Source organism: Alteromonas profundi, from assembly GCF_010500865.1.
Taxonomy (GTDB): Bacteria; Pseudomonadota; Gammaproteobacteria; order Enterobacterales; family Alteromonadaceae; genus Alteromonas; species Alteromonas profundi.
In genome coordinates this window covers 330,664-342,669 of record NZ_JAAAWN010000001.1, presented here as the reverse complement: position 1 = coordinate 342,669, position 12,006 = coordinate 330,664, and the positions used below count along the sequence as shown (strand labels likewise).

Annotated in this window: 13 protein-coding genes; 7 read left to right on the top strand and 6 right to left on the bottom strand. The window is 41.4% G+C overall.

What is annotated here, in order from left to right:
* The first annotated feature begins 149 nt into the window (after positions 1-149).
* From GTH32_RS01510 to GTH32_RS01480, 7 genes are read left to right on the top strand one after another with little or no spacing between them, the layout of a single operon-like run.
* Positions 150-629, top strand: a complete 480-nt coding sequence (locus GTH32_RS01510) for a hypothetical protein (RefSeq protein WP_163083459.1) — start codon at positions 150-152, stop codon at positions 627-629.
* Positions 622-1,389: a formyl transferase gene (locus tag GTH32_RS01505; protein ID WP_163083458.1), complete on the top strand. Its 768-nt coding sequence runs from the start codon at positions 622-624 to the stop codon at positions 1,387-1,389. Before GTH32_RS01510 ends, GTH32_RS01505 begins: the two co-directional genes overlap by 8 nt.
* Positions 1,382-1,921, top strand: coding sequence for an adenylyl-sulfate kinase (locus GTH32_RS01500; protein WP_163083457.1), 540 nt, complete (start codon positions 1,382-1,384; stop codon positions 1,919-1,921). The genes GTH32_RS01505 and GTH32_RS01500 overlap by 8 nt, the downstream gene beginning before the upstream one ends.
* Complete coding sequence (locus GTH32_RS01495) at positions 1,918-4,275, top strand: PEP/pyruvate-binding domain-containing protein (RefSeq protein ID WP_163083456.1); 2,358 nt, start codon at positions 1,918-1,920, stop codon at positions 4,273-4,275. Before GTH32_RS01500 ends, GTH32_RS01495 begins: the two co-directional genes overlap by 4 nt.
* Entirely contained in the window at positions 4,272-4,871 is a 600-nt protein-coding gene (locus tag GTH32_RS01490) for a gamma-glutamyl-gamma-aminobutyrate hydrolase family protein (RefSeq protein ID WP_163083455.1), read from the top strand. The genes GTH32_RS01495 and GTH32_RS01490 overlap by 4 nt, the downstream gene beginning before the upstream one ends.
* Positions 4,868-5,632 carry a phosphocholine cytidylyltransferase family protein gene (locus tag GTH32_RS01485; RefSeq protein WP_163083454.1) on the top strand — a complete coding sequence of 255 codons (765 nt, stop codon included), beginning with the start codon at positions 4,868-4,870 and terminating at the stop codon, positions 5,630-5,632. Before GTH32_RS01490 ends, GTH32_RS01485 begins: the two co-directional genes overlap by 4 nt.
* A gap of 21 nt (positions 5,633-5,653) precedes the next feature.
* Positions 5,654-6,541: a sulfotransferase domain-containing protein gene (locus GTH32_RS01480; RefSeq protein WP_163083453.1), complete on the top strand. Its 888-nt coding sequence runs from the start codon at positions 5,654-5,656 to the stop codon at positions 6,539-6,541.
* 89 nt (positions 6,542-6,630) lie between these two features.
* Here GTH32_RS01480 and GTH32_RS01475 read toward each other — a convergent pair whose 3' ends face one another.
* Genes GTH32_RS01475 through rfbF form a run of 6 tightly spaced genes read right to left on the bottom strand, consistent with a single transcriptional unit; the run spans position 6,631 to position 11,913 of the window.
* On the bottom strand, positions 6,631-7,398 hold the full coding sequence (locus tag GTH32_RS01475; protein WP_163083452.1) for a cephalosporin hydroxylase family protein: 768 nt from the start codon (positions 7,396-7,398) through the stop codon (positions 6,631-6,633).
* A complete protein-coding gene (locus GTH32_RS01470) occupies positions 7,373-8,305 on the bottom strand; it encodes an NAD-dependent epimerase/dehydratase family protein (RefSeq protein WP_163083451.1) in 933 nt (310 codons plus the stop codon). Before GTH32_RS01470 ends, GTH32_RS01475 begins: the two co-directional genes overlap by 26 nt.
* On the bottom strand, positions 8,302-9,525 hold the full coding sequence (locus GTH32_RS19695; RefSeq protein ID WP_163083450.1) for a methyltransferase domain-containing protein: 1,224 nt from the start codon (positions 9,523-9,525) through the stop codon (positions 8,302-8,304). Before GTH32_RS19695 ends, GTH32_RS01470 begins: the two co-directional genes overlap by 4 nt.
* Positions 9,522-10,079: a dTDP-4-dehydrorhamnose 3,5-epimerase family protein gene (locus tag GTH32_RS01460; RefSeq protein ID WP_163083449.1), complete on the bottom strand. Its 558-nt coding sequence runs from the start codon at positions 10,077-10,079 to the stop codon at positions 9,522-9,524. Before GTH32_RS01460 ends, GTH32_RS19695 begins: the two co-directional genes overlap by 4 nt.
* Positions 10,070-11,140, bottom strand: a complete 1,071-nt coding sequence (gene rfbG / locus GTH32_RS01455; protein WP_203565309.1) for a CDP-glucose 4,6-dehydratase — start codon at positions 11,138-11,140, stop codon at positions 10,070-10,072. The genes GTH32_RS01460 and rfbG overlap by 10 nt, the downstream gene beginning before the upstream one ends.
* Before the next feature lie 5 nt (positions 11,141-11,145).
* Positions 11,146-11,913, bottom strand: a complete 768-nt coding sequence (rfbF, locus tag GTH32_RS01450) for a glucose-1-phosphate cytidylyltransferase (RefSeq protein WP_163083447.1) — start codon at positions 11,911-11,913, stop codon at positions 11,146-11,148.
* Between the last annotated feature and the right edge of the window lie 93 nt (positions 11,914-12,006).

The window sequence follows — 12,006 nt, the reverse complement described above, 5'->3', positions numbered from 1 at the left end:
TAAGCATATATTCTCTTGCAGCAACGATTTGTATCGGCTCGTTGCAATAAAACTATAGTAACCATTTCGTTAAGGGTTACTATAGTTTTGCCGATACAGTCAAAAGAGCAATAGTTATAAGCGCTGAATATGCGAAACATTCGAGTAATATGAAACTTCAAACTTCAAATAGACATGAGCAAGACATACCTTCAGTCTCTAACGAACACTCTCTGGTTGTATATCGCGCTAAAATAGAACGCGTGATGCATAAAATTGGAGATGCTAACAACTCCACCAGAGAAGCGCTAGAACAACACTTGAACGCTCGACAGATACAGTGGGTTTTAGGTGCAAGAGCCATCCGAAGACTTGAAAAGCGTTTTGTACTTCGTAGCGACTTAGCAGTAAAAGAGGAGCCTCTTATGGGCAACCTAGCTGCTGACCAATCTATAACCGTGGGAACTTTCCTACTTGATGCTCTGAACCGCGAGTATACGAAAAATCGTGATTTAAATTCATTGAATACTGCGGTAAGACTTACTGATTACTTGCTCTCTTTCCCCATTGAGCACATTACAAATATAACACCACTAAAAACAGTGCTTGGCGACTTATTGAATATTCTAGAGGCATTGTCTAATGAGTAATAATGCTGACATTGGCTTCATTTCAATGCCTGGGCCCAGAGCCCTTGCTTATATGGATGTCTTTTCTGCATTGGATAAATTTCCATTGTGCATCGTAAAACTGAACAACCCACATCTGGATAAATCGCTAACTAAATTAAAAAGTATTACCCAGTCTTACATTTCGATGAAAAACGATGAAGAAACATTGTCGAAACAAGCGAACATTCCTCTATATTCAGTCGAAAGTAGTGACATCAATGACAATAGTTTATTTGCGCTCATAAGGGAAACAGGGATCAAAACGTGGGTTTTTAGTGGCGGTGGTATTGTAAAACCGCACTTTTTTAACGCAGGTATCAACTTTATACATATACATCCAGGTCAACTTCCGGAAGTTCGAGGTAGCACTTGCTTCTATTACTCACTGCTGTGCGACAATACATTGGCAGCAACAGCATTTTTTTTAACCGAAGAAATTGATGCAGGCGAACCTATCGTTTGCGAACATTTTCGTATCAATTTACCAGATGACACCCTTACCGCGACCTATATGGATTATGTTATCGACCCATGGGTAAGAGCGCAAACATTAAAACATGTTTGGCAAGCCTGGCCCAACATATCCGGCATTCAAAAAAAAAGCAATATGCAGAAAAGCAAAGCGCCTAGCTCTCGAGCTTGTTATGTTATGCATCCACTTTTAAGAATGATGACGATAAACAAAGTGACCAAGCGCTTCGACCCTCTTAGCCCAAAAGGACTGTTCATAAATGAGTAATACAGCAGTAGGTCACGTAATTTGGCTAACAGGCCTTTCCGGCGCGGGTAAGTCGACGATAGCAGAAAAACTTATTGCACTGTTTAAAGCGCTAAACGTTACTCCTGTGGTCCTAGACGGCGATCAGATTAGGGCAGCTATTCAAGATCCACATTGGCAATTTGATGAAGCTAGCAGACTGCGCGGTTCATACATCTATGCTCGCCTAGCATCGCTCTTTGCCTCTCAGGGTCACTTGGTTATTGTGCCAACAATCAGTATGTTCGAAGAAGTAAGGCAGTGGAATAGACGCCATAATGCGGGATATTTTGAGGTGTATTTAGAAACAAGCCAAGATGTAAGACTAAAGCGTGACCCTAAAAAGCTTTACACAACACATAGTCAAGGAAAAAACGCACAGATGCCTGGGTTGGATTTAAACGTAGAACTTCCAACGTCTCCTGATTTAGCTATCGTCAATAATGGTGATATTACTACTGCAAATAATGTCGCAAGACAAATATTCGATACATTTAGCGAGCAATTTTTATGAGTTACTCAGACAATATAGTTACGCTTTCACGTAGTGAACTTTCGTTAGCTTTGTCTAAAGCAGAAGTTCTCAATAATTTATGCGGCAGGCTAAATAGCGCCTCCATACTTCCACTTTCTTTTTTTACGTTTGGTGAGTGGAAACGCGAAAGATATAAACATATTGATGCGGCTAAGCAACTAGGCGCAGAGCTAATTGTTCGGTCGAGCTGTTTGAGTGAAGACAACGACAATGGTAGTCAAGCAGGTAAATACACTTCGTTACTGAACGTAAAAAACACCACCGAAGCTTTGCGTCATGCGATAAGTGAAGTGTTCACATCTTACGGCAATGCACGAGAAGGTGACCAAGTATTTATTCAACCAATGCTTGATACACCAGACTTTGTTGGCGTAGCGTTTAATAGGGAACCAAGTAGTAACGGAAATTACTATGTTGTTAGTGCAGATACAACTGGAGATACACAATCGGTAACTTCAGGCGCAGACTCAACAATACAGAACTGGTTTATACGCCACGATGCGAAACCTGATGAAAAATGGCTAGTTCAACTGTTAGAACTGTTTGAAGAGCTACACTCGCTGTATGGCAAACGTCCTCTGGATATTGAATTTGCAATCAAGAAAAATAAGCTTTACCTATTACAGGTACGGCCACTTGTATTAGCGCAAAAACAAGAAATCCATGAGAACCAAGAAAACATTAAACAATACGAACTAGAGCTTTCATGTATTGAAAAAAAGCTTAGACGCATGTCTACTCGGCACCCGTACCTGTGTGGTGAGCAAACTCTGTTTGGCGTTATGCCCGATTGGAACCCTGCCGAAATAATCGGCATCAAACCCAAACCACTAGCACTTTCGCTTTACAAAGAATTAGTTACGGACCGTGTATGGGCGCAACAGCGCTTTAACTACGGTTACAGAAATGTGTATAACCACCCTCTACTTTTAGTTTTAGGCGGTACACCTTTCGTGGATATCAGAGCGAGCTTTAACTCATTTATTCCTAACACCTTAGAAGACGCATTAGCTGAAAAGCTTGTTAATCACTACCTTCATACATTAAAAGCATCACCACACCTCCATGACAAAGTCGAGTTCAGTGTTGTTTTATCATGTTTCAATTTCGGACTAGACAGCCAACTAAAAGAACTTGAGCAGTGTGGATTTAATAAATCTGAGTGTGATGAAATACAAAGAGCTTTAGTTACACTTACCGATAATGTAATTACCGATAAAAACAGTGTTTTTCATCAAGATATAAAGAAAATAGATGAGCTTGAAAAAAGACAAGCTCAAATAATGCAGTCTGACTTGAATAAAATAGACAAAGTATATTGGCTAATAGAAGACTGTAAAAACTTTGGTACACTTCCGTTTGCAGGCCTTGCAAGAGCCGGGTTTATTGCTATTCAGCTACTGAAATCAATGTGCGACAGCAAATTAATAACCCAATATGATTATGATAGTTTTTTACACAGTATAAAAACCGTTAGCTCTGCGTTACTAGACGATAGCAAGACAATGCAGCGCGACCTACTTATTAAAAAGTACGGACATTTACGACCAGGAACCTATGACATTACTTCTAAGCGTTACGACGAAGAGCCAGACAGTTATTTTTCAACGACCGAAAACTTCAGCGACACATCAAGTAAGTTCGCATTGTCATTAGAGCAGTTAAATAACATTAATGAAGCGCTATCCCGCAGCAACCTCTCTTGCAACGCTATTACTTTGTTCAATTTTATCAAGAGTGCTATTGAAGCGCGTGAGTACGGCAAGTTTATTTTCTCTCGAAGTTTAAGCCAAACATTGGTACTTATTGAGCAGTTAGGTAGTCAGGTTGGCTTTAGCCGCGACGACTTAGCATTTGTCGACATCAAAGAAATTTTGCGATTGCAGTCTACTAGCCACAGCGCTACGGCAACACTAGCTAGCTCAATAACTCTCGGCAAAGAATATTATCAGATGTGCCAGAAGATAAAGTTACCCGCATTGATTCGACACCCCTGTGACGCCCAGTTCTATCAAGTGCTAGCCGAAGAGCCCAACTACGTTACCTCTGGCTGTATTACGGCACCAGTTTGTACAACTGTAGACCCAAATGCGGTAACAGGAAAAATTATTTTTATTGAAGCTGCAGACCCTGGATTCGACTGGTTGTTCTCTTATGAAATAGCAGGGTTAGTAACACAGTTTGGCGGACTAAATTCACACATGGCTATTCGAGCACAAGAACTCAATGTACCAGCAGTTATTGGTGCTGGCGAATGGTGGTTTAAGCGGTGGAAAAATGCAAAAACACTAAAAATTGACTGCCAATGTCAAAAGGTGCATATCATTTCATGAACACCGTTTTTGTTACTCAGCGTGTAGACAAATTACAAAGTCGAAATGAAACGCGAGATAGTCTAGATCAAAAATGGGCATCATTGCTAATGCATTGCAGACTACTTCCAATCCTTATCCCCAATAACGTTCATGCAGCAGAAGCACTTTATAAGAAAATAACACCGTCAGGGTTACTCCTTACTGGCGGTAACTCATTAGTAGCGTATGGGGGTGATGCGCCACAAAGAGATGAGACTGAAAAGCGTCTCTTGGACATATTCTTTGCAGAGCAAAAGCCTGTTTTAGGTGTGTGCCGTGGTATGCAAGTTATTCAAGATAAATATGGACAAGCATTAACGCCAGTAACCGGGCATATTGCAAGAAAGCAGCAAATTGAGTACAAAGGTATTTTACGTACCGTGAATAGTTATCACGAGTTAGGCACACGTAATAACACCACTGAATTTAACGTAGATGCGCAATCTCTAGACGGGGTTATTAAAGCCATATCCCATCCGAAAGCCCCCATTGTCGGTATTATGTGGCACCCAGAAAGGGAGGAAGAATTCTGTGCGCACGACATCAAGTTTATAAAAGAGTTTTTCAACCGATGAAAGCAGTCATTCTTGTAGCTGGGCTCGGCAGTCGCCTTCGCCCGTATACAAACGCACTTCCAAAAGCACTGGTTCCTTTACACGGCACTCCCTTGCTTGATTATCAACTTTCCTCACTGAGAGGGTGCGGTATAAATAACATCAGCTTAGTGACAGGTTATCTTCCCAATGCTTTTGATAGTTATAAATTGCCTTGTTTTTGCAACGAGCAATACGCAAACAGCAATATGGTTTATTCATTGATGCAGGCACGCGTGCTATTTGACGGCAAAGAAGACTTATTAATTTGTTATGGCGACATCGCATACAACCAGGACATTCTTAACAGCATTTTAGCTACACAGGGCTCACTAGTTGTTTCAGCGGACTTAGATTGGCTTTCCTTATGGCAGCTTAGGATGGAAAACCCTTACTCTGATGCTGAATCTTTCGTCATGGAAAAAGGTAGTCATCGAATTGTTTCTTTAGGACAAAGCATACAAAGTGAGGAGGATGCACAAGCCCAATATATAGGTTTGATAAAAGTATCTGCAGCTTTCCAAAGTAAATGGATTGAAGCATTTGACCGAATGCCAACAACAGAGTCTCACAAGTTGTACATGACTGATTTTATTCAATCGCTTATAGATGATGGCCATAACGCTACTGCATCTCTTCATCATGGTGGTTGGTTAGAGGTAGACAGTGTAGAAGACAAAGCTTGCTATGAGTCATCCGATAAAATTAAAGCGTTGTTAGAAAGCATCAAATCGAGCCATTAGCCGCTTTAAGGAGCAATTGTTATGTTTATACAAGACACTGTTAACAGTTTAATTGATAAAAAGCAGGCGCTAACAACGCGAAAATTGCTGAATGTATCTCACTTGAGTTCAGAAGAAATTCGAACCATTGCTATCACCCTTTCTTACGACAGCGCTATTACAGAATTAAGAAGACAAGCGGGCAAGAAATTCATATTCCATGTTGCGTCCCCGAAAAGTGGCTCAACTTGGATAGCGCAGTCTGTAGGCCCATATCTGCGTACTCAAGGTTGGAAAACACCCTCCATGACCGTGGGTGGTGGCAACAGAGCGCAGGACTTTTTCTTATCGGAGCTCATACGACTGGAAGCTTTGGATCACGATATTTTCACCGACCATCAGCACTGTGTTTTCTCTTCTTATGTTTTAGACCTACTTATCGCAATCAACGCAAAGGTCGTATTTCAAACGAGAAACCTTTATGACATGTTGATAAGCCTAAGAGATCACCTTGACAACGAGACGACTGTTAAGCCAATGTTTTTCATCGATAAAAATCAATGGTTCGCGTTAAACCAATCTGAGAAATTAGATTTTCTTATTTACAACGTAGCGCCATGGTACATCAACCTTTGGGTGGGATGGAGCCAAGCACAAAAAGTGATGGGCGATAATTTTTTAGTCATAAAATATGAGAACTTACTGGAAAATCCCGACATGGTTTTTGAAAAGCTCCTTGATTTCAGCGAACTCCCAAGAAAGGCTTTCCCTGCGTCAACAGACAGCATATACACCAAGCAAGTATTCACGCGTAAGAATAAAGCAATTATTGGCAGAGGAGAGCTTTTCACGACAGAACATCGTTGTCACATTGAAAGGCTCTGCACACCATACAAAGATATAGACTTTACAGTTCTTGGTCTTAGCTAATGCGCATTTTAATAATATAAAATCAAAACGTCACGACCTTACGTCGCACTACTTTAAGGAAGAGAGTTGCAACGTCTATTACCAGGAATTCATTTAACGCGTTTGAGCCACGCGCCTGGCCAGTGAGTTACGTTGTCAGTAAGTTCACTTTCATTAAACGGCCAAGCAGGTTGAACAATTTCAAATCGCTCATCTACTTTTACAAAGTCTGCCGCTGCGCGTGTTGGATTATCGACATCCCAGTTTGACTCTCCTCTTGGCACGTCACTTAAATCCTGCATTACGCCATCTGTCGCAACAATGTAAGAGCCAATAGGAACAAGATCAGCATAAGCTTCCAACTCGTTGAAGACATGTTGATAGGTATGATTAGAATCAAGTATTACCAACACTGTTTCATTCTCTTTCACCATGCTCTTAACATTAGTAACTATTTCTTTGTCGGTAGAGCTTCCTTCAACGAGTTCTATTCGTTGAAACAAAGGGTGTGCTTCTATTGCCGCTCGATTATGGGGGCGAATTTCGATATCGATTCCAATAACGCGCCCTTTATCCATAGCCTGCATTAAGCTTGCGTAAAACACCAAAGAACCACCATGTGCAACGCCTGTTTCCACAATAACGTCAGGCTGGAGGTGATAAATAACTTCCTGCATGCGGATCATGTCTTCTGGAAGCTGAATAACAGGACGACCAAACCAGCTAAAGGTATACACGTACTTTTGATTCCAGCCTACTTTTACCCAATATTTCGACAGCGTTTCAAATGCTTCTTTCGAATAAAGCGGCAACGTATTTGTTGCATCACCATCTTGTGTACTTAGTGTCTTTTCATCTGTGTCGATCGTGATTTTCATTATATATTCCTGCTGCAGGTGATTTATGTGCAGTTACCATTTGTTTTAGCCCAGAGGCTAGATCGTATTTAGGTTGCCAACCTGTTTCCTTTAGAAGACCACTACGGCCTACAATTGGAAAATTTAGTGTGTTTGTTTTAGCGATACTTTTGACTGCTGACGCATCTAAACCAGTAAAATCTTGCAATAGGCTTAAAATATCAAAAACAGAGTGCCCTTTTTCATTACACACGTTAAATACGCCATTGCTAGATGCAGTTAATAAACAAAGCATTGCTTGCGCTATATCATCAATGTAAATGAAGTCTCGCCTATCCAATGCGTTAACTGAAAATATGGGTTGTGAGCCTTGTAAACAGCGTATTAAAGAAGGGATGAGTTTGGTATTGGGCATACCTGGCCCATAAGCAAAAAAAATTCTCGCCCAACGAAAATTCACGTGGTGTTTTTTAGCCCATGAACTAGCAATATTTTTCAACGAAAGCTTAGCTGTCCCATATAAAGTAGTGGGAGTACTCACATTATGAACTTCGCTTAAAATTTCATTTGAGCTTCCATATTCGGCGCAACTACCTGTACTTACGATGACGTTTCCACCCGCCGCATGAAATGCTCTAAAAAGCATTAATGAGTAAGCAACCCAATCTATATTTTCAGGCGCTTCCCAAAATTGGCCAGCCTCTACATACCACGCCAAATGAAGAAGATGTGTGCACTTGGTACTTTTTAGCACGTTGGTTAAACTGACTATGGTATGGCTAGATAAATCAACTGTGATAAAGTTTTCTTCAGCAATTGCTACTGGACACTTGCGACCAACAGCGACATATGGAATGCTTTGCTCGTTGAGCTTATTTATAACTGCACTACCAATAAAGCCACTAGCTCCTGTCACCAACACTTTCATATAACGCTCAATTCAGGTATCGCAGTTACAAATTTACATGTTTCCGGCACTAAGGGTTTCACCACAGCTATGATTTCATGCGCGATATTCCAAGGTAAAATCAACACATAGTCTGGGGAATAATGCTTAAGTTCACTAGGCGGAAGAATAGGAATATGACTTGCTGGCATAAACTTTCCCTGTTTTGAATCAGCAGCGTCAAATACTACTGGAACATCCAACACATCAACGCACGCGTAGTTAAGTAATGTATTTCCCTTTGCCGCTGCGCCATAAGCAACAATTTTTTTATTGCTTGCTTTTGCCTTTTGCAAAAACGTTTTTAAATCTCGTGAAATCGCATCTACTGAATGCGTAAAATTCTGATAGGTTTCGTGAAGACACATACCGAATTTTTGTTCCTCTTCAAGAACGTTAAACACATTTCGGCTTACTTTGAGAGTATGACCACTATGCTGCGCCCATACCCTCAAACTGCCACCATGAGTTGACAGCTTCTCGACATTAAAAACCTCTAACCCTACCGATGCCAAAATATTGCTGACAGCGGTAAGTGAAAGGTAAGAAAAGTGCTCATGATATATGGTGTCAAACTGCTTAAATTTAATCAGGTTTAGTAAGTGCGGAAATTCCAAGCTTAATACACCGGTCTTAGCAAGGATAGTGGCAATACCGCTCACAAAATCATTAATATCAGGCACGTGGGCAAGTACGTTGTTTCCAATAATCGCATCAGCTTTCGGGTAATCTTTTAATAAGCGATTAGCTTGTTCTAACCCGAAAAAGCACTCTTGTATTTCAACACCTTTACTTTTTGCTATTTCTGCCGCTACAGAAGTAGGTTCAATACCCAAGCAAGGAATACCTTTTTTCACAACATGTTGAAGCAGGTAACCATCATTCGCAGCAAGCTCGACAACAAAACTTTCAGCATTAAGGCTACGGCATTCCACGAGACCGTCAACGAATTGTTTCGCATGCTCAACCCATGAAGATGATGTAGAAGACAAATAAGCATAATCGTCAGTAAAAAGCTCGTCTGCCCTTGTAAAGTCCTCTGTCTGAACCAACCAACACTTATCACAAACTAAGATATTCAGTGGAAATGAAACTTCTTTCTCAAAGTCAGCTTCACAACCAAGATACGCATTTGATGGTGGCATGACGCCTAAGTCGACAAACGAAAGCGATAGTAAATGATTACAATGGCGACACTTCACAATGACAAACCCTTAAAGTTTTCAGGCAACTCCGGAAGGCCTATATCCCTAACCGATATTTCTGTTATCGACAACGGCCATTGAATATTTAACATAGGATCCTTGAGGTGAACCCCGCCTTCATAATTTGGCAAATAGTCAGCAGTATGAAGGTAAAGAAGCTGAGAATCGTGCTCAAGCACTTGAAAGCCATGCGCACATCCTGGGGGGATAATCAACGCATTGTTCCTTGCAGCACAAAGTTCTACTGAAATTAGCTGCAAAAATGTATCTGATGTTTCGCGCAAATCAACCACGACATCAAGAACTCTCCCCCTAATACAACGCACAACTTTGTATTCTCTTTGTGGTCCTAATTGGTAATGAAGCCCTCTGACGGTCCCTTTTAAAAAGTTCTCAGAGTGATTTATTTGTCGAAATGAGAGATTTTCAATGTAGTCACAAAGCTGTTCAGCACAGAACCAGCGACTAAAACTACCGCGTTCATCACCAAACCGGGGACTTAAAACCTCTACTACACCCTTAATTGGCTTTTGAAAACATTCTAATTGCACGCCCAAAAGACTCCTTTTTCATGCGCATCTTGCTGATATTGCTTTAGTTGCTCGAAAGAAGAAACATGACCATTAGCATAATAGTTTTGATACCACACCGCTGTCTGTCGAGCTGTATTACTGAAGTCCCACACAGGCTGCCAATGCAGTTGTGATTGTGCTTTCTCACAGTTCAATCTAAGCAAAGTTGCTTCGTGTAATGCTTTACTCTGTGACCGATTCCATGTCAGCTCAGGCCAAAACGTCCTCATCGCGGTTAACATATTTTCAACACTATAATTGTCTACAAGGCGCGGACCGAAATTCCAAGCACCCTGAACAGTTTTATCTCCTTCAACCATTCTTTGCGCCAAACACAAATAACCTGAGAGTGAGTCTAAAACGTGCTGCCAAGGCCTTACCGCCCGCGGATATCGTATATCTAACCGTGTACCGATTATCATCGATTTAACGATGTCAGGGATTAATCGGTCTTTGGCCCAATCCCCGCCCCCGATCACGTTTCCCGCTCTACAGCTAGCAATAATTGGCGTATTACCAGTGAAAAAGCCTCTGCTAAAGCTTTCTACGACGAGTTCACACGCCGCTTTCGATGAACTGTAGGGATCACCCGCCCCTAACGGCTCACGTTCACTAAATGGCACACCATTTTCTGGATTGTCATAAACTTTATCGGTGGTAATAACGACAATACCGAGGAGACTACTCACACCGCGACATGCATTAAGTAAATTAACCGTCCCCATCACATTAGTGGACCATGTTTGTACAGGATCGCTATAAGAAGCTCTGACAAGAGGCTGTGCAGCCAAATGAAATATGAGATGTGGTGATGTTTTCTCTATCACGCTTCTCAACATTTGATCGTTTCTGACATCTGCACTTACATGGTCAACTTGTAGTTCAAGTAACTCCCAATGAGAAGGTTTAGTATCTGGGTCCAAAGAGTAACCCGTTACTTCAGCGCCTAACGCTTGAAGCCACAACGTAAGCCAACTCCCTTTAAAACCAGTACTGCCGGTAACTAGAACGCGTTTACCCGCAAAGCAATTTTTGAACATTATGTTTACCACACTTTCCATGGAGGATTAGGCTGTTTCCACATTGACTCTAGCTGGTTCTTGTCTCTTAACGTATCCATAGCCTGCCAAAAACCGTGATGCCGATAAGCATTTAGCTGCCCACCCGTCGCTAATTGCATAAGTGGTTTATCTTCGAAGCTATCTTCATCAGAGGATAAGTAATTAAACACCTGTGGCTCTAGCACAAAGAAACCACCGTTTATCCAAGCGCCATCACCAGCCGGTTTTTCCTTGAATCGATTAACCGCATCACCATGGATATCCAATGCACCATATCTCCCTGGTGGCTGAATTGCCGTAACAGTAGCCGTTTTTTCTGATGCTTTGTGTGCTCTGATTGCTTTGGCTATGTTAATATCCGCGACACCGTCACCGTAGGTGAAACAGAAAGTCTCGTCTTCGAGATACTCTCGTACGCGAAGTAATCGACCGCCGGTCATGCTCGACTCCCCTGTATCCACAAGAGTGACGCGCCAAGGCTCGGCATGCTTTTCATGCACTTCCATATTGTTCGAGCGCATATCAAAAGTAACATCGGATGAATGAAGAAAATAGTTAGCGAAATACTCTTTGATTACGTAACCTTTATAGCCAAGGCAAATCACAAAATCATTAATTCCATAGTGAGAGTATATTTTCATTATGTGCCACAGTATTGGCTTACCACCAATTTCTATCATGGGCTTTGGGCGTAGGTGTGACTCTTCACTAATTCGAGTACCTAAACCTCCTGCCAAGATTACTGCTTTCATGATTTAGCCTTTGTCTATTTTGGTAATTTGTCATTTCTATGGCACTGAAGTATATACAAAAACAAAGCAAGCATCAGGCCTATATTGACCAGT